This is a genomic window from Simplicispira sp. GW247-4R2A (assembly GCF_059424465.1).
On the sequence record NZ_JBWKZM010000010.1, the window covers coordinates 80,008 to 100,670 of the forward strand.

The 20,663-nt window shown below is 63.2% G+C and carries 22 protein-coding genes; 16 read left to right on the forward strand and 6 right to left on the reverse strand.

What is annotated here, in order from left to right; all coding sequences use genetic code 11:
• The first annotated feature begins 1 nt into the window (after position 1).
• The 7 genes from AC07ZH_RS08915 to AC07ZH_RS08945 all read left to right on the forward strand — a co-directional run bounded on the left by AC07ZH_RS08915 (position 2) and on the right by AC07ZH_RS08945 (position 7,151).
• Positions 2 to 1,333 carry a restriction endonuclease subunit S gene (locus AC07ZH_RS08915; protein ID WP_495199424.1) on the forward strand — a complete coding sequence of 444 codons (1,332 nt, stop codon included), beginning with the start codon at positions 2 to 4 and terminating at the stop codon, positions 1,331 to 1,333.
• A gap of 13 nt (positions 1,334 to 1,346) precedes the next feature.
• Positions 1,347 to 1,958: a DUF262 domain-containing protein gene (locus tag AC07ZH_RS08920; RefSeq protein ID WP_495199425.1), complete on the forward strand. Its 612-nt coding sequence runs from the start codon at positions 1,347 to 1,349 to the stop codon at positions 1,956 to 1,958.
• The gene (locus tag AC07ZH_RS08925; RefSeq protein ID WP_495199426.1) at positions 1,955 to 2,677 is read left to right on the forward strand and encodes an HNH endonuclease; all 723 of its coding nucleotides are present in this window, start codon (positions 1,955 to 1,957) and stop codon (positions 2,675 to 2,677) included. Before AC07ZH_RS08920 ends, AC07ZH_RS08925 begins: the two co-directional genes overlap by 4 nt.
• Before the next feature lie 12 nt (positions 2,678 to 2,689).
• On the forward strand, positions 2,690 to 3,562 hold the full coding sequence (locus AC07ZH_RS08930; protein ID WP_495199427.1) for a GIY-YIG nuclease family protein: 873 nt from the start codon (positions 2,690 to 2,692) through the stop codon (positions 3,560 to 3,562).
• A 256-nt stretch (positions 3,563 to 3,818) separates the two neighbouring features.
• Positions 3,819 to 4,841 carry a type IV toxin-antitoxin system AbiEi family antitoxin gene (locus AC07ZH_RS08935; RefSeq protein ID WP_495199428.1) on the forward strand — a complete coding sequence of 341 codons (1,023 nt, stop codon included), beginning with the start codon at positions 3,819 to 3,821 and terminating at the stop codon, positions 4,839 to 4,841.
• Entirely contained in the window at positions 4,804 to 5,658 is an 855-nt protein-coding gene (locus tag AC07ZH_RS08940; protein ID WP_495199429.1) for a nucleotidyl transferase AbiEii/AbiGii toxin family protein, read from the forward strand. The genes AC07ZH_RS08935 and AC07ZH_RS08940 overlap by 38 nt, the downstream gene beginning before the upstream one ends.
• Positions 5,655 to 7,151: a type I restriction-modification system subunit M gene (locus AC07ZH_RS08945; protein WP_495199430.1), complete on the forward strand. Its 1,497-nt coding sequence runs from the start codon at positions 5,655 to 5,657 to the stop codon at positions 7,149 to 7,151. Before AC07ZH_RS08940 ends, AC07ZH_RS08945 begins: the two co-directional genes overlap by 4 nt.
• A gap of 27 nt (positions 7,152 to 7,178) precedes the next feature.
• On the opposite strand, the gene upp is transcribed toward AC07ZH_RS08945, so the two are convergent.
• The 3 genes from upp to AC07ZH_RS08960 all read right to left on the reverse strand — a co-directional run bounded on the left by upp (position 7,179) and on the right by AC07ZH_RS08960 (position 10,441).
• Positions 7,179 to 7,808, reverse strand: coding sequence for a uracil phosphoribosyltransferase (gene upp, locus AC07ZH_RS08950; RefSeq protein WP_495199431.1), 630 nt, complete (start codon positions 7,806 to 7,808; stop codon positions 7,179 to 7,181).
• Positions 7,809 to 7,834: 26 nt separating this feature from the next.
• Positions 7,835 to 8,812 carry a threo-3-hydroxy-L-aspartate ammonia-lyase gene (locus AC07ZH_RS08955; RefSeq protein WP_495199432.1) on the reverse strand — a complete coding sequence of 326 codons (978 nt, stop codon included), beginning with the start codon at positions 8,810 to 8,812 and terminating at the stop codon, positions 7,835 to 7,837.
• Between the two features lie 117 nt (positions 8,813 to 8,929).
• Complete coding sequence (locus tag AC07ZH_RS08960; RefSeq protein ID WP_495199433.1) at positions 8,930 to 10,441, reverse strand: helicase HerA-like domain-containing protein; 1,512 nt, start codon at positions 10,439 to 10,441, stop codon at positions 8,930 to 8,932.
• A gap of 63 nt (positions 10,442 to 10,504) precedes the next feature.
• Here AC07ZH_RS08960 and AC07ZH_RS08965 point away from each other — a divergent pair, with 63 nt between their 5' ends.
• From AC07ZH_RS08965 to AC07ZH_RS09005, 9 genes are all read left to right on the forward strand, one after another.
• A complete protein-coding gene (locus AC07ZH_RS08965) occupies positions 10,505 to 11,224 on the forward strand; it encodes a YebC/PmpR family DNA-binding transcriptional regulator (RefSeq protein WP_495199434.1) in 720 nt (239 codons plus the stop codon).
• Between the two features lie 16 nt (positions 11,225 to 11,240).
• Positions 11,241 to 12,524 (forward strand): phosphoribosylamine--glycine ligase, encoded by a 1,284-nt coding sequence (gene purD, locus AC07ZH_RS08970; protein ID WP_495199435.1) that lies wholly within the window; start codon positions 11,241 to 11,243, stop codon positions 12,522 to 12,524.
• Positions 12,521 to 13,468, forward strand: a complete 948-nt coding sequence (gene hemF / locus AC07ZH_RS08975; RefSeq protein ID WP_495199436.1) for an oxygen-dependent coproporphyrinogen oxidase — start codon at positions 12,521 to 12,523, stop codon at positions 13,466 to 13,468. Before purD ends, hemF begins: the two co-directional genes overlap by 4 nt.
• A gap of 189 nt (positions 13,469 to 13,657) precedes the next feature.
• Positions 13,658 to 14,563: a ribosome silencing factor gene (rsfS, locus tag AC07ZH_RS08980; RefSeq protein WP_495199437.1), complete on the forward strand. Its 906-nt coding sequence runs from the start codon at positions 13,658 to 13,660 to the stop codon at positions 14,561 to 14,563.
• Between the two features lie 17 nt (positions 14,564 to 14,580).
• On the forward strand, positions 14,581 to 15,048 hold the full coding sequence (gene rlmH, locus AC07ZH_RS08985) for a 23S rRNA (pseudouridine(1915)-N(3))-methyltransferase RlmH (RefSeq protein WP_495199438.1): 468 nt from the start codon (positions 14,581 to 14,583) through the stop codon (positions 15,046 to 15,048).
• Between the two features lie 109 nt (positions 15,049 to 15,157).
• Positions 15,158 to 15,772: a Maf family protein gene (locus AC07ZH_RS08990; RefSeq protein ID WP_495199439.1), complete on the forward strand. Its 615-nt coding sequence runs from the start codon at positions 15,158 to 15,160 to the stop codon at positions 15,770 to 15,772.
• 121 nt (positions 15,773 to 15,893) lie between these two features.
• The gene (gene rng, locus AC07ZH_RS08995; protein ID WP_495199467.1) at positions 15,894 to 17,381 is read left to right on the forward strand and encodes a ribonuclease G; all 1,488 of its coding nucleotides are present in this window, start codon (positions 15,894 to 15,896) and stop codon (positions 17,379 to 17,381) included.
• Between the two features lie 160 nt (positions 17,382 to 17,541).
• Positions 17,542 to 17,763 carry a hypothetical protein gene (locus AC07ZH_RS09000; RefSeq protein ID WP_119108480.1) on the forward strand — a complete coding sequence of 74 codons (222 nt, stop codon included), beginning with the start codon at positions 17,542 to 17,544 and terminating at the stop codon, positions 17,761 to 17,763.
• Positions 17,764 to 17,776: 13 nt separating this feature from the next.
• A complete protein-coding gene (locus AC07ZH_RS09005) occupies positions 17,777 to 18,184 on the forward strand; it encodes a hypothetical protein (RefSeq protein ID WP_495199440.1) in 408 nt (135 codons plus the stop codon).
• Between the two features lie 211 nt (positions 18,185 to 18,395).
• Here AC07ZH_RS09005 and AC07ZH_RS09010 read toward each other — a convergent pair whose 3' ends face one another.
• From AC07ZH_RS09010 to AC07ZH_RS09020, 3 genes are read right to left on the reverse strand one after another with little or no spacing between them, the layout of a single operon-like run.
• Positions 18,396 to 19,067, reverse strand: coding sequence for a class I SAM-dependent methyltransferase (locus AC07ZH_RS09010; protein ID WP_119108481.1), 672 nt, complete (start codon positions 19,065 to 19,067; stop codon positions 18,396 to 18,398).
• A 16-nt stretch (positions 19,068 to 19,083) separates the two neighbouring features.
• Positions 19,084 to 20,085, reverse strand: a complete 1,002-nt coding sequence (locus AC07ZH_RS09015) for an alpha/beta fold hydrolase (RefSeq protein ID WP_495199441.1) — start codon at positions 20,083 to 20,085, stop codon at positions 19,084 to 19,086.
• On the reverse strand, positions 20,082 to 20,522 hold the full coding sequence (locus AC07ZH_RS09020; RefSeq protein WP_495199442.1) for an Rrf2 family transcriptional regulator: 441 nt from the start codon (positions 20,520 to 20,522) through the stop codon (positions 20,082 to 20,084). Before AC07ZH_RS09020 ends, AC07ZH_RS09015 begins: the two co-directional genes overlap by 4 nt.
• Between the last annotated feature and the right edge of the window lie 141 nt (positions 20,523 to 20,663).

The following is a 20,663-nucleotide window of genomic DNA, read 5'->3' on the forward strand; positions in this document are numbered from 1 at the left end:
TATGGCACTTACAGTTTCTTTAGATGACATCGTTGCCAGTGGGAATTCGCTCCTCGCCATCAAACTGCATTGGCAGCGCGTGCGCCTCGGTAATGTTGGGCATGTGCTGAACGGCTACGCCTTCAAGGCCGAACTTTTCACCCGAGAAGGTGGGATGCCGCTCATTCGCATCCGCGACGTTGGTAGCGCGGTTTCCGAAACCTTCTACTCCGGCGACTATGACGAGCGCTATGTCGTGAACGCCGGAGACCTGCTCGTTGGCATGGATGGCGACTTCAACTGCGCACGCTGGCGCGGTCCGCGCTCGCTGCTCAATCAGCGGGTTTGCAAGATCACCGTCGATGAGGCCCTTTACTTGCCACGGTTCCTCGATTACGTCTTGCCGGGCTACCTGAAGGCCATCAATGACGCAACATCATCCATCACGGTCAAGCATCTTTCGTCGCGGACGATCCAAGATATTCCGCTGCCATTGCCGCCAATGGACGAGCAGCGCGAAATCGTCGCCGAACTCGAAAAACAGTTCTCCCGCCTCGACGAAGCCGTCGCCAACCTCCAGCGCGTCAAAGCCAACCTCAAGCGCTACAGAGCCTCCGTCCTCAAAGCCGCCGTCGAAGGCCGCCTCGTAGAAACCGAAGCCACCCTGGCCCGCCGCGAAGGCCGCGCCTACGAGACCGGCGAACAGCTATTGCAGCGGATTCTTGAGAAACGGCGGGCGAAGTGGACTGGCAAGGGGAAATACAAAGAGCCTTCTCCCGTTTCTTTGGAGGGCCTATCCACATTGCCTCATGGTTGGTCATACGCGGCTGGTGGCCAGCTATTCCGGTGGTCTAGTGGCGTCAATCTGCCGGTCAAGAATCTGAGAGGTGGCGAGGTGCCTGTCTATGGTGGCAATGGCGTAAACGGTTGGCATACCGAAAGCAACATTTCATATCCGACCTTAGTAATTGGCCGAGTTGGTGCCGGCTGTGGAAACGTCCACTTGGTCACGCGGAGTGCATGGATTACGGACAACGCGATCTATGCAACTGAGGTTCCTGCGAGTTGCGATCTCCGATATTTGGAAATCGTTTTCTTGACTGCGAACCTGAATTCCGTTGCCGCTGGGTCTGGCCAGCCATTCGTCAATCAGACCATCTTGAATGACACCCTGGTGTCTTTGCCGCCGTCAGCAGAACAAACCCGAATCGTCGCCGAAGTCGACCGCCACCTGTCCATCATCCGCGAAGTCGAAACCGAGGTCGACGCCAACCTGCAACGTGCGCAGGCGTTGCGGCAAGCGACGCTGACCAAAGCGTTCTCACAACCCCTTGGTTCCATTGCACGAATCTGAAAGTCATTTACTCATGAGTAGCGAACTGCAAATCCGTCACGAACAACTAACTATCGCCGACCTGGTCAATCGACACGATAAGGGTGTCCTCAATTTGTCGCCAACCTTTCAAAGAAAGTCTGTCTGGAAGGATCGAGACCGGCACTTGTTGATTGAGAGTTTGCTGCGGGGATTCCCGATTCCAGCCATCTTTCTTTATCAGCGCAATGAGGCAGGTCGACTTTGCTATGACGTGATCGATGGCAAGCAAAGGTTGGAGAGCATTCTCCGGTTCATGGGAGCAATGCGCGGCGCATTCGCTGTCAAGGCGGCAATGCCAGGCCTAGATGGCGTGCAGCAAATCAGCGCGGCTTCGCTCAAACGCAATAAGTCGCATATGACACTTATCCGTCCACAGTTGGAGAGCTACCGCGTCCCTGTGATTGAAGTCAGTGGTGAGCTTGGTGACATAGTGGAGTTGTTTGTTCGAATCAACTCCACCGGTAAGCCACTCACGCCGCAGGAAAAGCGCAACGCTAAATATTCCGGGTCGGATTTACTGCAGGCGGCCTCGTCCTTAGCCAACAAACTTGAATCAAGTTCGATGCGCTGGGCGTTTTCAATGATGCACAGAAGTCACGAATGAAGCATGTTGAGTTTTGCGCAGAAGTCATTTTGAGCCTGCATCAAGGAGATGTACTCAATAAGAAGACAGCGGTAGACCGGGTGATGGCGGCCAAAGCCATGCCAGTTGCTCAGCTCAAGAAGAGCACCGCCGCAGCGTTTGCAACCATCAGTCTTGTTGCCAAGATGTTCCCTGACTTGGCGACTACACGGTTCAAGCAAATCGTTGATTTCTATTCGCTTGTGGTTTTGGTTGGCAAGCTGCAAGCCGAAGGTGCGATTCTCATTGACAAGCATCGCAATGCGATGGCGTGGGACTTGTTGAAAGCGTTTGGTGTCGAGGTGGACAAGGTGCGCGAGCAACAGCGCAAAGTGTTGGGTGCAGTCGAAGGCCAAGAGACCTATCGGGATTACCTGATGACGGTCTCACAAATGACCGATGACATCAGTCAGCGGCGCCACCGCGAAAAGTTGCTGCGCGGCATTATTGGTTCCGTGTTCGCTTCACGCGACGCGCAGCGCGGCTTTACGCCGGAACAAAGACGCCTGCTTTGGAGCTCATCCGCAGATAAAAAATGTAAGGAGTGCGGCGTCAAACTCTCTTGGGGAAATTTCAGTGTCGATCATGTCGACCCACATTCGCGCGGGGGACGGTCGGAATTGGAGAATGCTGCTCTGGCTTGTGCGTCGTGCAACTCATCAAAAGGCAATCGGCGCACGGCTAGGCGTGCTTCGAAGTAGCCGAGCGTCAATATGATCGTCAGTCAACCTTTCTCCCTCCGCATCTTCGTAGCCGATGGCGACCCCGATGGTCTGCGCATCGTCGAAAAATCCAACTGGATCGGCAAGGCGCTGATGTTCCCGCGTGCGCTGCTGCCGCAGGTCAAGGCGCGGCCCGAGCTGGCGCAGACCGGCGTCTACCTGCTGCTGGGGCCGCGCCCCGATGGCGAGGGCGACATGCTCTACGTGGGCGAGGGCGACCCCATCCGCCCCCGGCTGGAGCGGCACTATGCGGAGAAGGACTTCTGGACCCACGCCATTGGCTTCACCACCACGGGCGGGCAGCTCAACAAGGCGCATGTGCAGTTTCTGGAGTCGCGCCTCATCGCCCTGGCCCGCGCCGCCAAACGCGTGCCGCTGGACAATGCCAACCAGCCCGCCGAGCCGTCCCTGAGTGAGGCCGACCGTGCCGACATGGAAGTCTTTTTGGGCCACATGCTGGGCATGCTGCCGGTGCTGGGTGTGCATGCGTTTGAGCAGGCGCCCAAGGCCCCCGCCGCCAAGGCTGGCCCGGTGCTCACCTGCAAAGGCAAGGGCGTGCAGGCCACAGGCTACGAGGCCAGCCAGGGTTTTGTGGTGCGGGCGGGTTCGCAGGCGGTGGTGGACTCAGCGCCAAGCATGGCGCTGCACGTGCGCGGCATGTTCGACCTGCGCCAGGAACTGATCAGCAACGGCGTGCTGGGCTTGCAGGGTGGGCTCTACCAGTTCACGCAGGACTACAGCTTTAGCTCCCCCAGCACTGCCGCCGCCGTGGTGCTGGGCCGCAGCGCCAATGGGCGCATTGAGTGGAAGGCGGCGGATGGGCGCACGCTGAAAGAGTTGCAAGAGGCAGAGGCGGCACAGTAAATCTATAACTACTATTTTGATAGCTGCTAGCGTTTGGTGAATAAGCGCTAGAGGCCGATTTGGTCAAATTTCTATGTCGGTGCTGATGGCCTTGCATGGGGCGAGCTGCATGGCGAAGAAGCGGCTTGAACAAGGGCGGCAAGGGAATTTTGTTCAATAAAATACTTTGTTCATTAAAATTGAACAACATGAAAATTTGCGCCAACGGTCTTATTCGTTCAAAATACAGCAATGTTCATAAAAATTGAACACCACAATGAAAGCAGATCAACCCACTGATTTGGCCGAGCGCGTGGCTCAGGCTTTGGTCACCCTGGGCGTGCCGGCCCACGCCCTGCCCGCGCCAGGGGGCGAATACACCCTGCGCCTGGGGTCCACGGAACCATGGGCAGACTACACGGTGGTGCCGGCGCCCCACCTGGCGCGCGCCACCATGGGGGCTGCGCTGATGCAGGCGCGCCAGCAGGCCGCCGTGGGCGGCAACCCCACGGTGCTGGCGGCTAAATACGTCACGCCGCCCGTGGCCGATGACTTGCGGGCACAAGGGCAGCCGTTTGCCGACGCCGTGGGCAATGCCTGGCTGCCCGCGCCGCTGGTGTTCATCACCGGCCGCAAGCCTGCGACCAAACCCGTGCCTGCCGCTGCAGGCCGGGCGGATACGCCTGCGGGTTTGAAAATTCTGTTTGCCTTGCTGTGCGACCCCGCGCTGGCCGACGCGCCCCACCGGGCCATTGCTGCCGCGGCGGGTGTAGCCCTGGGTGGGGTGCCCGCAGTGCTGCAGGACTTGCAGCAGTTGGGGCACTTGCTGGTGCTGGGCAAACGCCGCCGGCTGGATGCCACGCGCCGTGTGCTGGATGCCTGGGCCCAGGCCTATGCCCGCCGCCTGCGTGCCAAGACCTTGCAAGGGGTGTATGTGACGCCCGTGTTCGACACCTGGGCCGCATGGCCGCTGGACCCGGCCGAGGCGTTGTGGGGCGGCGAGCCGGCCGCCAACCTGCTGACCAACTACCTGCGCCCCGGTGTCTTGACCATCTATGCCCAGCGCTTCCCAACCCCATTGATGGCCAGGCAGCGCATGACCAGGGCCAATGGTCAGACCGAGCGCACGCTGGAATGGCGCAAGCCTTTTTGGGGCCAGTTGCCCGCCGGGCCACGGCCCGACGTGGTGCCCACGGTTCTGGTGTACGCCGATTTGCTGGCCACGGGGGACGGCCGCTGCATTGAAACCGCCCATGTTCTGTATGAGCAATACCTTGCTGGCACTTTCGGACAGGGCTGAACTCGGCCTGCATGCCCGTGTGGTGGCCGATGTGCAGGCGGTGGCGGCCCCGCTGGGCATTGCCCTGCTGATCACCGGTGCCTTCGCGCGCGACCTGCACCTGCACCATGCATGCAGGGTGCCTGTGCAGCGCCAAACGACGGATGTGGACTTTGCGCTGGCCGTCAACGACTGGGCCACTTTTGAGCGGTTGCGCAACCAACTGGTTCACACCGGGCGGTTTGAGCAGGTGCATGGCTTGCCACACCGATTGCGCCATGGCGACGGTCTGCCGATAGACCTGGTTCCTTTTGGCGCCATCGAGACCGGGCAGCGGCAGATTGCATGGCCGCCCACAGGGGACGTGGTGATGGACGTGTTCGGCTTTCGCGAGGCACTGGCGACTGCAGCCAACGTGGCTTTGCCACACGGTGTGCAGGCTGCTGTGGTGTCGTTGCCCGCCCTGGCCTGGCTCAAGATCGTCTGCTGGCAAGACCGGCATCACCGCTCGCCGGGCAAGGATGCGCAGGACTTTCAACTGATCTTGAACCACTACCTTGACACAGGGCACGAGGCGAGGTTGTGGGGCGAGTTTTTGCCATGGACGCAGGAGGACGGCTTTGACTATCTTCTGGCGGGTGCGCGCATGCTGGGCTGCGATATTGCAGAACAGCTCGACACCAAGGCCCTGGAGCGCGTGCGCGCCATCATCGCGCAACAGGCGCGTACCGAACAGCCCGGCATCTTGCCCGGGCAAATGAACCCCAGAAGCCCGGAGCAGGCCGTCATGCAATTGCAGGCTCTGCTCAGAGGCATGAACGAAACACCGGCACCATGAACACCACGACCAATTCCCTCGTCCAGAAGCTCTGGAACTACTGCAACGTGCTGCGCGACGACGGCATGAGCTATGGCGACTATGTGGAGCAGCTCACCTACCTGCTGTTCCTCAAGATGGCCGACGAGCGCTCGCAGCCGCCGTACAACCAGCCCAGCATCGTGCCCGCCGCCTATGCCTGGCCAACTCTATTGGCCCGGGATGGCGACGAGTTGTTCGACCACTACCGCCACCTGCTGGAAAAACTGGGCCAGGAGAAGGGCACGCTGGGCCTGATCTTCGGCAAGGCGCAAAACAAGTTTCAAGACCCGGCCAAGCTGCGCCGCGTGATCGTGGATTTGATCGGCGCTGAGACCTGGACGATTCTGGGCGCCGACGTGAAAGGCGATGCGTATGAGGGCCTGCTGGAGAAAAACGCGCAAGACACCAAGAGCGGTGCAGGCCAGTACTTCACGCCACGCGCACTGATCCAGGCCATGGTGGACTGCGTTGCGCCGCTTCCAGCAGAGCGCTTATGCGACCCGGCCTGTGGCACAGGTGGCTTTCTATTCACCGCGCACAACTACATCACCGCCCACAACAAGAGCCTGACGCGCGACCAGCTCAAGCACCTGAAAGAGAAAGCCTTCACCGGCTACGAGCTGGTGCACGGCACGGCCCGCGTATGCGCCATGAACATGCTGCTGCACGGCATTGGCTCCGAAAAGTCGGTGCCGGTCGTGGTGGGCGATGCGCTGGCGGCCGACCCCGGCGAGCGTTACGAGGTGGTGCTGGCCAACCCGCCCTTTGGCAAGAAGAGCAGCACCGTCATCGTGGGCGAAGACGGCCGCACCAGCACCGAAAAAGACACCATCGAGCGCGACGACTTCTGGGCCACCACCAGCAACAAGCAGCTCAACTTTGTGCAGCACATCAAGACCCTGCTGGCTACCCATGGCCGCGCCGCCGTGGTGCTGCCCGACAACGTGCTGTTTGAAGGCGGCGCGGGCGAGACCATTCGCAAAAAGCTGCTGCACGAGTGCGATGTGCACACGCTGCTGCGCCTGCCAACCGGCCTGTTCTACGCCCAGGGTGTGAAGGCCAATGTGCTGTTTTTCGAAAAGAAGGGCGCCAGTGAAACACCGTGGACCAAGCAGCTATGGATCTACGACTTGCGCACCAACAAGCATTTCACGCTCAAGACCAATCCGCTGCGCCGCGACGACTTGAACGAGTTTGTGGAGCTGTACCAAGCGGGCAACCGCCGTCAGCGCCAAGCCACCTGGTCAACCGAGAACCCCGATGGCCGCTGGCGCGCCTACAGCTATGACGAACTGGTAGCACGCGACAAGACCAGCCTCGACATCTTCTGGCTGAAAGATGAAAGCCTGGCCGACAGCGACAACCTGCCCGCACCGGGTGTGATCGCCCTGGAGATCGTGGAAGACCTGCAAGCGGCGCTGGCGCAATTCAAGCTGATTGCCAGCGATCTGGGGGAGGTCGTTGAAGAGTGATGCGGCCGCTGGATGAAACAGTGAAGCCTACTTCGTCCCAAAAATCCGGTCCCCCGCATCGCCCAGCCCCGGCAGGATGTAGCCGTGGTGGTTCAGCTCGCGGTCGATGGCTGCGGTGTAGATGGGCACGTCGGGGTGCGCCTTCTGCAGCGTGGCGATGCCTTCGGGCGCGGCCAGGAGGCAGACGAACTTGATGGAGCGGGGGTTGAGCTTCTTCAGCCGGTCAATGGCGGCCGAAGCCGAGTTGCCCGTGGCCAGCATGGGGTCGACGACGATGATGTCGCGCTCGTCCATCTCGGACGGCATCTTGAAGTAGTACTCCACCGGCTGCAGCGTGGCTGGGTCGCGGTACAGGCCGATGTGGCCCACGCGCGCGCCGGGCACCACGTTGAGCATGCCGTCGAGAAAGCCGTTGCCGGCGCGCAGGATGGACACCAGCACCAGCTTCTTGCCGTCGATGACCTTGCCGGTCATGGTCTCCAGCGGGGTTTCGATTTCAATGTCCTGCAGCGGCATGTCGCGCGTGACTTCGTAGGCCATCAGCGTGCTGAGTTCGCCCAAGAGGCGGCGAAAGCTGTTGGTACTGGCGTCTTTGCGGCGCATCAGGGTCAGCTTGTGTTGCACCAGGGGGTGGTCGATGAGGTGGACGTTGCTCATGAAGGGGAATTGGTAAATGGATGAATTCAGTCGGCAAGAAAGCGGGCGTAGCGCGGCAGGTCGACATTGCCGCCGCTGATGATGATGCCCACGCGTGCCCCGTGCAGGTCGCAGCCGCCGTGCAGCGCGCCGGCCAGCGCCAGTGCGCCGGTAGGCTCGACGACGAGCTTCATGCGCTCGGCAAAAAAACGCAGGGACTGCATCAGTTGCAGGTCGCTGGCGGTGACGATGCCCTCGGCGCCCTGCTGGATGATGTCAAAGGCCAGCGGGGCGAGCGACGTGGCGCGCGCGCCGTCGGCAATGGTGCTGCGCGGGAGCGCGATTTCCACGATCTGGCCGGCGGCGAGCGATTGTTGGCCGTCGTTGGCCACCTCGGGCTCCACACCGTACACACGGCACAGGGGCAGGGCTGCCTTGGTGGCGAGGAGGCTGCCGGCCAGCAGGCCGCCACCGCCCACGCCGACAAACAGGGCGTCGAGCCGTGGCACCTCTTCGACCAGTTCCAGCGCAGCCGTGCCCTGGCCGGCAACCACGTCGAAATGGTCTGATGGCGGCACCAGCGTCATGCCGCGCTCTTGCGAGAGCTTGTGGCTGATCGCCTCGCGGTCTTCGGTCAGCGGGTCGTAGGTGACGACCTGGGCGCCGTAGGCGCGGGTGGCCGCTATCTTGGAGCTCAGGGCGTCGTTGGGCATGACCACCAGCGCGGGCATGTCCAGCATGCGGGCCGCCAGCGCAATGGCCTGCGCATGGTTGCCCGCCGAGAAGGTGAGCACGCCGCGCTCGCGCTGCTCCGGTGTGAACTGTGCCAAGGCGTTGTAGGCGCCGCGAAACTTGAAAGCGCCGGTGCGCTGCAGGTTTTCGCATTTGAAGAACACTTGGGCGCCGAGCATCTTGTCGGCCGCACTTGAGCGCAGTACCGGCGTGTGGTGGGCGACGCCGCGCAGGCGCCCGGCGGCGGCGTGCACGTCTTGCGCCGTGGGCAATGTCAGCTCGGGCCAGCTCATGCTGCGCTCCGGGTTGTGGCGTGGCGGGGCGATGAAATATGCATGAAAAATGCCTCCAGCGCTTGTTCAGTCTGCGGTGATAGCTACACAAATAATAGTGACATGCCAGGCGTGCGCTCAGCCTTTTCGCCCGCCAAACACGCTGCCCAGCACACCGCGCAGAATCTCGCGCCCCAGGCTGGTGCCCATGGTGCGCACGGCCGATTTGGCCATGGTTTGCGCCAGGCCGTCGTGCTTGCCGCCACGCGGGCCGGTAGTGCCAAACAGCACGTCGTTGAGTCCACCGAGCAAGCCGCCGCCACCCTGGACAGGCGCAGCGCCGGGGCTCGGGCCGGGCGCCTGCTGCGCCACATCGGCTGTGCGTGCCTTGAGTTTTTCGTAGGCCGATTCGCGGTCCACCATTTTTTCGTACACGCCTGCCACCAGCGACTGGCCAATGAGCGCCTGGCGCTGCTGCGCCGTGATGGGCCCCAATTGGCTGCCGGGCAGCAGCACAAAGACGCGTTCGGTCACGCTCGGGCGGCCCTTGGCGTCGAGCAGGCTCACCAGCGCCTCGCCCACGGCCAGCTCGGTGATGGCCGCTTCAATGTCCAGTCCGGGTTTCTGGCGCATGGTGGTGGCCGTGGCCTTCACGGCCTTCTGGTCGCGCGGCGTGAAAGCGCGCAGCGCATGCTGCACGCGGTTGCCGAGCTGCGCCAGCACGCTGTCGGGAATGTCGAGCGGGTTCTGCGTGGCAAAGTACACGCCCACGCCCTTGCTGCGCACCAGGCGCACGACGAGTTCGATGCGCTCGATCAGCACCTTGGGCGCTTCGTCGAACAGCAAATGCGCTTCGTCGAAGAAGAACACCAGCTTGGGTTTCTCGGGGTCGCCTATTTCAGGCAGTTGCTCGAACAGTTCGGACAGCATCCACAGCAGAAAGGTCGCGTACAGGCGCGGGGCATTCATCAGCTTGTCGGCGGCCAGAATGTTGATGACGCCCCGGCTTCCCACGGTCTGCAGCAGGTCGTTGATGTTCAGCATGGGCTCGCCAAAGAACTTGTCGCCGCCCTGGCTTTCGATCTGCAGCAGCCCGCGCTGGATGGCGCCAATGCTGGCCGCGCTCACGTTGCCGTACTCGGTGGTGAACTGCTTGGCGTTGTCGCCCACGTAGCTGAGCATGGCGCGAAGGTCTTTCAGGTCCAGCAGCAGCAGGCCGTTGTCGTCGGCCACCTTGAACACCAGGTTCAATACGCCCAGCTGGGTCTCGTTCAAATCGAGCATGCGCCCGAGCAGCAGCGGCCCCATGTCGGTGATGGTGGCGCGCACTGGGTGGCCTTGTTCGCCAAACACGTCCCACAGCGTGGTGGGGCAGGCAACCGGTTCGGGCAGCGCCAAACCGCGGTCCTTGAGCACCGCGGCGATCTTGTCGGGTACGCTGCCTTGCTGGCTGATGCCGGTCAGGTCGCCTTTGACGTCGGCCATGAACACCGGCACGCCAATGGCCGAGAACTGTTCCGCCAGCTTTTGCAGCGTGACGGTTTTGCCGGTGCCGGTGGCGCCGGTGATCAAGCCGTGCCGGTTGGCCAGGCCTGGCAAGAGAAAGCACTCGGTAGCGCCGTTTTTCGCAATCAGCAGGGGGTCAGCCATGGCTTGGGGTGAAAAGTAGAATCAAGGGATAGCTTAATTCAGTATCGACATCAAGGAACATCCGTGGCCGGACACAGCAAGTGGGCGAACATTCAGCACCGCAAGGGGCGCCAGGACGAAAAACGCGGCAAGATTTGGACGCGCATCATCCGTGAAATCACGGTGGCGGCGCGCGCCGGTGGCGGTGATCTGTCGAGCAACCCGCGCCTGCGCCTGGCGGTGGACAAGGCCAAGGCGGCCAACATGCCGGCCGACCGCATCAAGTACAACATCGAGAAGGCCTCGGGCACGCTCGAAGGCATGAACTACGAGGAAATCCGCTACGAAGGCTACGGCATTGGCGGTGCGGCCATCATCGTGGACACCATGACCGACAACCATGTGCGCACCGTGGCCGAGGTGCGCCACGCCTTCAGCAAGTACGGCGGCAACATGGGGACGGCAGGTTCGGTGGCTTTTCAGTTCAAGAACGTCGGGCAACTGGTGTTCGCGCCGGGCACCGACGAAGACAAGGTGATGGAGGTGGCGCTGGACGCCGGTGCCGACGACGTGATCACCGACGAAGACGGCGCCATTGAGGTGCTGACCGCACCGACCGAGTTCGAGGCCGTGAAGAACGCCTTGCAGGCCGCCGGGCTCGAGCCTGCCGAAGCGGGCGTCACCATGCGCCCGGACGTGACCATCGAGCTGGCCGGCGACGACGCCGAGCGCATGCAAAAACTCCTGGACGTGCTCGAAGACCTCGACGACGTGCAGGAAGTCTTTCACAACGCGGCCCTGTGAACCCGAGCCTTTCGACATGAACGTACTTGTGATTGGCGGCGGTGGCCGCGAACACGCCATCGCCTGGAAGCTGGCCCGGTCGCCCAAGGCCACGCGCGTCTATGTGGCGCCGGGCAACGGCGGCACGGCGCTCTCGCCCGATCTGCACAACCTTCCCATTACCGACGTGCGTGCGCTGCGCGAGTGGGCGCAGGCCAACAAGATCGGCCTGACCGTGGTGGGCCCGGAGGCGCCGCTGGCGGCCGGTGTGGTGGATGAATTCCGCGCCCACGGCCTGCGCATCTTCGGGCCAACGAAGGCCGCTGCGCAACTCGAGAGTTCCAAGGCCTTCTCCAAGGCTTTCATGCGCCGCCACGGCATTCCCACCGCCGACTACGACACCTTCACCGAGCCGGCCAAGGCCCACGCCTTTGTCGAGCGTCTGGGCGCGCCCATCGTCATCAAGGCCGATGGCCTGGCGGCGGGCAAGGGCGTGGTGGTGGCCATGAGCCTGCAGGAAGCGCACGACGCCGTGGATTTCATGCTGGTGGACAACAAATACGGCGCGGTGCACAACGAAGGTGGCGCACGCGTGGTGATCGAGGAATTTTTGGCCGGCGAGGAAGCCAGCTTCATCGTGCTGTGCGACGGCAAGAACGTCGCGGCACTGGCCACCAGCCAGGACCACAAGCGCCTACAGGATGGGGACGCCGGCCCCAACACCGGCGGCATGGGGGCCTATTCGCCTGCTCCGATAGTCACGGCCGATGTGCACGCCCGCGCCATGCGGGAGATCATCCTGCCCACCATTCGGGGCATGGAAAAGGACGGCATTCCCTACACTGGCTTCCTGTATGCCGGCCTGATGATCGATGCCCAGGGCCACCCCAAGACGCTGGAATTCAACTGCCGCATGGGCGACCCCGAGACCCAGCCGATTCTGATGCGGCTCAAGAGCGACTTGCTCGACGTGCTCGCCGCCGCCATCGACGGCAAGCTCGACCAGATCGAACTGCAATGGGACCGTCGCACCGCGCTGGGCGTGGTGATGGCCGCCCACGGTTACCCCGAGGCGCCGCGCAAGGGCGACGCCATCAACGGCCTGCCGCAGGAGCGGGACGATGCCATGGTGTTCCATGCCGGCACCGTCCTGGAGGATGGCGTGGTGCGCACCAGCGGCGGGCGCGTGCTGTGTGTGACGGCCCTGGGCGACAACGTGCGCCAGGCCCAGCAGCGGGCCTACGACGTGGCGCGCGGCATCCACTTTGACGGCGCCCAGTACCGGCGCGACATCGGCCACCGCGCCATCAAGAATCCATGAGCAATATCTTTGAGCGCAGCGCTGGCGCGACCGGCATGCGCGACTACCTTCTGGGTCTGCAGACCCGCATTATGGGCGCGCTGCAAGCCATGGAGGATGAAGGCGAGGGCGGCGCCAAAGCCGTGGTGGACCCCTGGAAAAAAGGCGAGGGCGAGCTGCTGCAGGGCGAAGGCATCACCAAGATCATCGAAGGCGGGCGCATCTTCGAGCGCGCCGGCTGTGGCTTCTCGCATGTGCGCGGGCCGCGCCTGCCGCCATCCGCCACCCAGCACCGGCCCGAACTGGCGGGTGCGCCATTCGAAGCCATGGGTGTGTCGCTGGTGTTCCACCCGCGCAACCCCTACGTGCCAACGGTGCACATGAACGTGCGCATGATCGCGGCGGGCCACCCCGGAACGACGCCGGTGTGCTGGTTTGGCGGCGGCATGGACCTGACGCCTTACTACGGGTTTGACGAAGACGCGGTGCATTTCCACCGCACCTGCCAACAGGCGCTGGCCCCGTTTGGGGGCGACAAGTACCCGCGCTTCAAGCGCTGGTGCGACGACTACTTCTGCCTCAAGCACCGCGGCGAGCAGCGCGGCGTCGGCGGCGTGTTCTTTGACGATTTTTCCGAACTCGGCCAGGAGCAGAGCATGGCCATGACGCAGGCCGTGGGCGATGCCTTTTTGCCGGCCTACCTGCCCATCGTGCAGCGCCGCTTTGCCACGCCCTACGGCGAGCGCGAGCGCGATTTCCAGCTCTATCGGCGTGGCCGCTATGTCGAGTTCAACCTGGTGTGGGACCGCGGCACGCACTTTGGTTTGCAGTCGGGCGGGCGCACCGAATCCATCCTGCTGTCCATGCCGCCGCTGGCCAGTTGGGCCTACCAGCGCACGCCCGAAGCGGGCTCGCCCGAGGCGAATTTGACCGAGCATTTCCTTGTGCCGCGCGATTGGGTCTGAGTCGACGGGCTTCGCTGCAACACAGCATAGCTATAATTTGAATAGCTTATAACGCTTGCCATGCAAGCGGTAGAGCCAATTTTTATTTGATTTTTTGTGCGGTGGCGCGCGGACGATGCCGGAGATGCTGGCCGCCCTCGAATGCCCGCGCTATATTGCCTTCACCCTGCTCACCTTTCACACCACCTGATGACCACTTCCAAAACCTCCGAATCCGCCGCCAAGAAAGACGTTGCGAAACTCCAGCGCGCCATTGTGGATGGCCTCGAAGACGTGAAGGCTCAGGACATTCAGGTGTTCAATACCGAGCACCTCTCGCCGCTGTTCGAGCGCGTCATCGTGGCGTCCGGCACGTCGAATCGCCAAACCAAGGCACTGGCCGCCAGCGTGCGCGATGCGGTGAAGGAAGCCGGTTTCCCCAAGCCGCGCACCGAAGGTGAAGAAAACGGCGAATGGATCATCGTGGACTGCGGCGCCGCCGTGGCGCACATCATGCAGCCCGGCATTCGCCAGTACTACCGGTTGGAAGAGCTGTGGGGCGAGATGCCCGTGCGCCTCAAGCTGGGCGCCGCCAAGCCCGTGGCGCCAGAAGCCAAGGTGCCCGTGAAGACGGCCGCGCGCCGCGCCGCCAAGGCAGCGGCGGCGACAGAAGCTGCCGCACCCGCCAAGAAGGCGGCGCCGCGCAAGGGCGCCAGCGCTCCCACCGCAGCGCCCGCCGCCAAGGCACCGGCCCGCAAAGCCGCTTCGCGGTCCGCTGCGCCGGCCAGGGCTGCTGCCAAGGCGCCGGCGAAGGCGGCTCCGCAAGTGGCTCTGAAGGCCGCCCCAAAAGCAGCGCCCAAGGCCGCCGCCAAAACAGCCGGCAAGGCGCCAGCCGCCAAGACAGCGACTATTCAGAAACTGGTGGTCAAGCCCCGCAGCGCCGGCGCTCCCGCCAAAAAGGCAGCGCCTGCCAAGAGCGCCGCACCGGTGAAAAAGGCAGCCCCCGCCAAGCGCGCCAGCCCTGCCGCCAAGGCCGCACCGGCCCCAGCGCCAGCCGCCCGGAAGTCGCCCGCTGCCAAAGCCCCCGCACGCAAGAGCCCCAGCCGCAAGGCGTAACACGCAAGGCCTGAAGCATGCGCCTGCTGATCGTGGCCGTCGGCCAGCGCGTGCCCGATTGGGCCAGCAGCGCCTACGACGACTACGCCAAGCGCTTTCCACCCGAGCTCAAGGTCGAACTCAAGGCGGTCAAGACCGAGCCGCGCGGCTCCAAGACGCTGGAGACGCTCGTTGCCGCCGAGCGCGAGCGCATCGCGGCGGCCATTCCCAAAGGCACGCGCGTGGTGGTGCTCGATGAACGCGGCACCAGCCTCACCACCAAGGCCCTGGCCGAGCGGCTGACTGGCTGGCAACTGAGCGGCAACGACGTGGCGCTGGTCATTGGCGGGCCCGACGGACTGGAGCCGGCGTTTCGCCAGGCGGCGCACGAGCGCATTCGTCTGTCGGACCTGACGCTGCCGCACGCCATGGTGCGGGTCCTGCTGATCGAGCAGCTCTACCGCGCCTGGTCGGTCAACGCCGGCCACCCCTACCATCGGGAATAGGGCAAGCGACGCCGCCCGGCCGTGCAGGGCGGTGCAAAATACTATTCAATCAATAGCTGCTAGCGCAAGTGGGGTAAGCGCTGGAGGCCAATTTGACCCATAAAAGCTTATGCCAGACTTTCTCTACCTTGCCTCGCAGAGTCCGCGCCGCAGCCAGTTGCTGGATCAGTTGGGCGTGCGCCACACCTTGCTGCTGCCCAACGCCGAGGGCGACACCTTTGAGGACGCTGAAGCCATCGAGCTGCAGCGGCCCGGTGAAGCGCCCAAAGCCTATGTGGAACGTGTCACCGGCCTCAAGCTCGATGCGGCAGTGCAGCGCCACGCCCGCCGGGGCCTGCCCGCCGCGCCCATCCTGTGCTCGGACACCACGGTGGCGCTGGGCCGGCGCATGTATGGCAAGCCCGAAGATGCACAAGATGCGGCGCGCATGCTGGGCGAGCTGGCCGGCCGCAGCCACCGCGTGCTCACCGCCGTGGCGCTGCAGGTGGGCGCCAAGCGGCTGGCAGCGGTGTCGGTGTCCACGGTGCAGTTTGCCGCGTTGGCGCCTGAACAGATCGCCGCTTATGTCGCCACTGGCGAGCCGCTGGGCAAGGCTGGGGCTTATGCGGTGCAAGGGCGGGCCGGCGCCTTCATTCCTGTGCTGCGCGGCAGCTATTCGGGCATCATGGGGCTGCCTTTGTTTGAAACTGCGCAACTGCTGCGCGCCGCCGGTTTTGCTGTCTGATTCGGTTTCTCAATCAATCGAGTACGCGAAGGCGACGCGCAAACAGTACAAGCTTACTGGCCAAGTGAAGCCGACAAAGTCATTGTTTGATTTAGAAAAGGAATGAATGAGCCCCACCACCATGCAACAAGACATCCTGATCAACTGGTCGCCCCAGGAGACGCGCGTGGCCGTGGTCGAGCACGGCGCGGTGCAGGAGCTGCATGTCGAGCGCACGCTCGAGCGCGGCCTGGTCGGTAACGTCTACCTGGGCAAAGTCTCGCGCGTGCTGCCGGGCATGCAGTCGGCGTTCATCGACATTGGGCTCGAGCGCGCCGCGTTTCTGCATGTGGCCGATGTCTGGCAGCGCCATCCGGACGGCGACGCCGGTGCGCTGGCGCGCAAGAGCGAGCCGCAGGTGCCGATTGAAAAGCAGGTGTTCGAAGGCCAGGCGCTGATGGTGCAGGTCATCAAGGACCCGATCGGCAGCAAGGGCGCGCGCCTCTCGACACAGATCAGCGTGGCTGGGCGGCTGCTGGTGTTTTTGCCACAGGACGAGCATGTGGGTGTCTCGCAAAAAATACCCGTGGGCGAACGCGAATCGCTGCGCGTGCGCCTGCAGGCCCTGGTGGGCGACAAGGCCTCGGGCGGCGGGGGCGGCTTCATCCTGCGCACCAACGGCGAAGACGCCACCGACGCCGAGTTGGCCGACGACATCGCCTACCTGCGCAAGACCTGGGCGCGCATCAAGGATGCCGCGCTGCGCCAACCGCCGCTCTCGCTTTTGCACCAGGACCTCGATTTGCTGCAGCGTGTGCTGCGCGACCTGGTGGGCGAGCACACGCAAAGCATTCGCATCGATTCGCTGGAACAGTTCCAGCGTCTGCGCGCCTTTGGCCTGGAGTTCATGCCGGCCGCAGCCGCCAAGCTGCAGCACTACAAGGGCGAGCGCCCGGTTTTCGACCTGTATGCAATTGACGAGGAAATCGCCCGTGCGCTGGGGCGGCGCGTGGACCTCAAATCGGGCGGCTACCTCATCATCGACCAGACCGAGGCGCTGACCACGGTGGACGTGAACACCGGCGGCTACGTGGGCGCGCGCAACTTCGATGACACCATCTTCAAGACCAACCTGGAGGCCGCCGGCGCCATCGCCCGCCAATTGCGTCTGCGCAACCTGGGCGGCATCGTCATTGTCGATTTCATCGACATGCTGCGCGAAGAGCACCAGAGTGCCGTGCTGGCCGAGTTTCGCAAGCACCTGGCGCGCGACCGCGTGAAAACCATGGCCGGGGGGTTTTCGAACCTGGGCCTGGTCGAGATGACGCGCAAGCGCACGCGCGAATCACTCGCCCACATGCTGTGCGAGCCCTGCGCTGCCTGCCAGGGCAAAGGCAGCGTCAAAACCGCGCGCAGCGTGTGCTACGACATCCTGCGCGAAATCCTGCGCGAAGCCCGCCAGTTCAACCCGCGCGAGTTCCGCGTGATTGCTTCGGCTGCGGTGGTCGAGCTGTTCCTTGACGAGGAAAGCGCCCACCTGGCCGGCCTGTCGGACTTCATCGGCAAACCCATTTCGCTGCAAACCGAGGCCGCCATGGGCCAGGAGCAGTACGACATCGTGCTGCTCTGAGCGCGGGCGCCAGGCGGCCGTATCCGCTGCCATCGACCCATGGCGGGAGTCGCCAGCGTTTGTCTCGGTTTACCGGGTTCGTGTTTCAATAGGCGCAATGGCACCCGCTTCATCGTCGCCGACGGCGGGGCATGGGTGCCAAATGCAGGAGTCCGACCCCATGAACCCAATCAAAGCGGTAGGCATTGCCCTGGTCATTGCCGGAATTCTCGGGCTGGCCTATGGGGGCTTCAGCTATACGAAGGACACCACGGTGGTCAAGATTGGCACGCTCGAGATCTCCGCCAAGGAGAAGCAGACGGTCAATGTGCCTATGTGGGCTGGCATAGGGGCCATCGTGGTCGGTGGGCTCTTGCTGGTCATGGGCGGCAAGAAAGGCTGAGCGCCAAGACCCCATGGCCGCGTCCTCAAAAGCCAAGGTTTCCCCCCCAGCGAAGAGCGTCGTCCGACCGTCGACACGCCGCGCAGCGCCAGCCAAGCCGTTTCTGCGCTTCTTCCATTCCGTGGAGCTGCGCCATAAAACGCTTGCGGTCTTGGCGTTGATCGAGAGTGCGCCCGACCCCACCGCCCACCGTGGTGCTCTTGCGGATATCGTGCTTGACTTGATGAAGAGTGGCTTCGACGGCTATTTTCTGGTGCCGCTGAAAAAGGCCAAGGCGGGATTCCTGATTGAGCAGTCGGCCAGCGTCGGGCTCATGGGTGCGCAGCAGATCATCGGGTCTGTCGCGCGCAACATCATCGGCCGAATGGATGCGCCGCAGTTGCTCTCGGTATGCGGCTCGCTTCGCGGATTGATGGTGTGACGGAAGCGGTTTCGCGTTGTAGCGCCCGCCATGGCCGTGTTTGTCCAGAAGTTTTAGCTATTAAATAAATAGCTACTAACGATTATGGGATAAGCGCTAGAGGCCTATTTAGTGCATATCTCTCGCGCTGCTTGCAGCCATCTATCTGTCACGAGTAGCACCAGGTTTGTGAAGCTGAACAGCAGGCCGCTCCTTGGAAATTGGACATTCATCACGCGCTCGCCACCCAACCGCGGAACCCAAAGGCGGCATAGAACAGCTCGACATCCGTGAATCCGGAGTCCCGTAGCAGTGATTCATCCTCTTCTGGAGAAAGAATGGGGAGCTGTGAACCGATGCCGGCACGGGCGCGCTCGGCATTGTCGGGTGCGATGCCCGACGCGATGGCGAATGCCTTGTTGCGCGAGAGCCATCGCTCGCGTTTCGAGGCCTCTTGCGGGAAGCTGAAGTGTGCTGCTACGAAGGGTGCGCCCGCGCGCATGCGGTGCCGGACCTCCATAAGCGTACGCAGACGTTCCTCGCGGGCAATGAAATGCAGCGTCAACAAACTGCAGGCTGTATCAAAAGGGCCGGAGGGCGCATCGTAGATATAGCCATGGTGCAGGCGTACGCGGGAGATGTGCGCTTGCACCCGGTTTCGGGCCAGGCGCAGCATTTCTGCAGAGGGGTCGACACCGTCGAACTGCCAACGCGCGTGCGTGCGCGCAAACAGATCGAGCTCCAGGCCGCCCCCAGCGCCCAGCACCAGGACGCGAGCGTCCTGCGGCGCCCTTTCGGCCATGAGCAGCATGCACATGCGCTGCAGGTCCGCGAATCCGGGGACCAGTTTGGGTGGCTGCTCTGCATAAGTGGCAACGGCCTGCGGGTCGTCAAAAGGGTTCATGGCCATGGTGCTTACCTCATGCAGTGCCGTTGCCTGCCAGTTGGTTGAGAAAGTCGATCAGCAAGGCGTTCACCTCCTGTGGGCGCTCTTGTGCAAGCCAGTGACCGGCGCGTTCGATGATCGCGCTGCGCGTGAGGTGCGGCACCAGGGCTGGCATGGCAGCGATGATGTCCCGCATGCCCGGCATGGCCAGCCCGGCATCGCGTTCACCCACCATGAAAAGGGCAGGCACCTGCACCTTCAGGCCGCTGAACATTGCCATCAGCTCCCGGTTGCGGTCCAGATTGCGGTAGTAATTCAGCCCACCCTGGAACCCGCTTGTGGAGAAAGCGCGCACGAAGGCTGCAAGGTCTTCTTCTTCAAGCCATGCCGGCAGTTGTGCCGGAGTGTTCAACGGCGCGAGCAGGCCTTGCGCACGTGAGACCATGCCAAATGGGTTGGGTGTGTGGTTGCCCGGAAGGCGCGGGCCGGCGTCACCGGACGCGGCGAACAGCAGCTTGCGCAGGGTGGTCGCCACGTCGCGTTCCAACTCTTGTTCCGCCACGCCGGGCTGCTGGAAGTAGAGGGTATAGAACAGCGCCTCGGCATTCTGTGGAAACAGCTGGCTGGGCGGGCGTGGTGGGCGCCCCATCATGGGCACACCCAGCGCCGCCACGGCGCAAAACCGGTCTGGGCGCAACAAGGTTGCGTGCCATGCGATGGTGGCACCCCAGTCGCTTCCGACGATGACTGCACGGTCGAGCGCCAACGTGTCCAGCAGGGCGACAAGGTCGCCGACCAGGTGCAGGATCGAATACTGCTCCTGGTCTGTGGGTGCGCTGCTGCTGCCGTAACCCCGCAGGTCTGGCGCAATGGCGCGGTAGCCCGCCGCTGCCAGAGCCGGCAGTTGGTGGCGCCAGGCATGGCTGGTTTCAGGAAAACCGTGGCACAGCAATACGGCGGGGCCCTGGCCCTGTTCGGCCACGTGCAGCGTGAGCCCGTCGCCAATCGCGACGGTTTGGTGTCGGGTGGGTGTCATGAGGGGGCTTTCGTGTGTGCGTGTTTGCGCGCCACGTCGGCGGCGATGGTTTGCAGGTCGATGCCCTCCAGCCGCGCATCCAGAAAAGCGGCCGCTTGGGCCAAGGCGCCGTCCAGTGCTGCTTCCACTGCTTGCTCGACGAGGCAACCGGGGCTCTCGGTGCGTGTGGGCGCCGGGAATATCCGCGCACCGATAGCGTCCTGGACCTGCTTGAGATTCAGGTCCGCCAAGGGTCTGGCCAGTTGCCAGCCGCCGCCGTGGCCCTTGCGCGTTTGCAGAATGCCAGCCTCACGCAAGCCGGCCAGTGTGCGGCGGATGACGGCGGGGTCGGAGCCGATGCAGGCCGACATTTCGGCAGAGGTCATTGAGGCCTCCGGCTTGAGTGCCAAGTGCAGCAAGGCGTGCAGGGCGATAGAAAGCCGTTCGTTTCTTTTCATGTGATTTCAATTGTCACATGATTTCGAGGGCGGCACCAACCCCACGCTGGGCGGATCGTCGTTTGGCTCTGCGGTGGTACAGGTCTGCTGGTGCAGTTGGGTTGCGCGTGCCGGGTTACAGTGGATGCAAATCTGCAAAAT

What these genes read in the sequence shown, in the direction of transcription:
- AC07ZH_RS08915 (WP_495199424.1), top strand. Translation starts at nt 2, where the DNA reads ATGGCACTTACAGTTTCTTTAGATGACATCGTTGCCAGTGGGAATTCG.
- AC07ZH_RS08920 (WP_495199425.1), top strand. Translation starts at nt 1,347, where the DNA reads ATGAGTAGCGAACTGCAAATCCGTCACGAACAACTAACTATCGCCGAC.
- AC07ZH_RS08925 (WP_495199426.1), top strand. Translation starts at nt 1,955, where the DNA reads ATGAAGCATGTTGAGTTTTGCGCAGAAGTCATTTTGAGCCTGCATCAA.
- AC07ZH_RS08930 (WP_495199427.1), top strand. Translation starts at nt 2,690, where the DNA reads ATGATCGTCAGTCAACCTTTCTCCCTCCGCATCTTCGTAGCCGATGGC.
- AC07ZH_RS08935 (WP_495199428.1), top strand. Translation starts at nt 3,819, where the DNA reads ATGAAAGCAGATCAACCCACTGATTTGGCCGAGCGCGTGGCTCAGGCT.
- AC07ZH_RS08940 (WP_495199429.1), top strand. Translation starts at nt 4,804, where the DNA reads ATGAGCAATACCTTGCTGGCACTTTCGGACAGGGCTGAACTCGGCCTG.
- AC07ZH_RS08945 (WP_495199430.1), top strand. Translation starts at nt 5,655, where the DNA reads ATGAACACCACGACCAATTCCCTCGTCCAGAAGCTCTGGAACTACTGC.
- upp (WP_495199431.1), bottom strand. Translation starts at nt 7,808, where the DNA reads ATGAGCAACGTCCACCTCATCGACCACCCCCTGGTGCAACACAAGCTG.
- AC07ZH_RS08955 (WP_495199432.1), bottom strand. Translation starts at nt 8,812, where the DNA reads ATGAGCTGGCCCGAGCTGACATTGCCCACGGCGCAAGACGTGCACGCC.
- AC07ZH_RS08960 (WP_495199433.1), bottom strand. Translation starts at nt 10,441, where the DNA reads ATGGCTGACCCCCTGCTGATTGCGAAAAACGGCGCTACCGAGTGCTTT.
- purD (WP_495199435.1), top strand. Translation starts at nt 11,241, where the DNA reads ATGAACGTACTTGTGATTGGCGGCGGTGGCCGCGAACACGCCATCGCC.
- hemF (WP_495199436.1), top strand. Translation starts at nt 12,521, where the DNA reads ATGAGCAATATCTTTGAGCGCAGCGCTGGCGCGACCGGCATGCGCGAC.
- rsfS (WP_495199437.1), top strand. Translation starts at nt 13,658, where the DNA reads ATGACCACTTCCAAAACCTCCGAATCCGCCGCCAAGAAAGACGTTGCG.
- rlmH (WP_495199438.1), top strand. Translation starts at nt 14,581, where the DNA reads ATGCGCCTGCTGATCGTGGCCGTCGGCCAGCGCGTGCCCGATTGGGCC.
- AC07ZH_RS08990 (WP_495199439.1), top strand. Translation starts at nt 15,158, where the DNA reads ATGCCAGACTTTCTCTACCTTGCCTCGCAGAGTCCGCGCCGCAGCCAG.
- rng (WP_495199467.1), top strand. Translation starts at nt 15,894, where the DNA reads ATGCAACAAGACATCCTGATCAACTGGTCGCCCCAGGAGACGCGCGTG.
- AC07ZH_RS09000 (WP_119108480.1), top strand. Translation starts at nt 17,542, where the DNA reads ATGAACCCAATCAAAGCGGTAGGCATTGCCCTGGTCATTGCCGGAATT.
- AC07ZH_RS09005 (WP_495199440.1), top strand. Translation starts at nt 17,777, where the DNA reads ATGGCCGCGTCCTCAAAAGCCAAGGTTTCCCCCCCAGCGAAGAGCGTC.
- AC07ZH_RS09010 (WP_119108481.1), bottom strand. Translation starts at nt 19,067, where the DNA reads ATGAACCCTTTTGACGACCCGCAGGCCGTTGCCACTTATGCAGAGCAG.
- AC07ZH_RS09015 (WP_495199441.1), bottom strand. Translation starts at nt 20,085, where the DNA reads ATGACACCCACCCGACACCAAACCGTCGCGATTGGCGACGGGCTCACG.
- AC07ZH_RS09020 (WP_495199442.1), bottom strand. Translation starts at nt 20,522, where the DNA reads ATGAAAAGAAACGAACGGCTTTCTATCGCCCTGCACGCCTTGCTGCAC.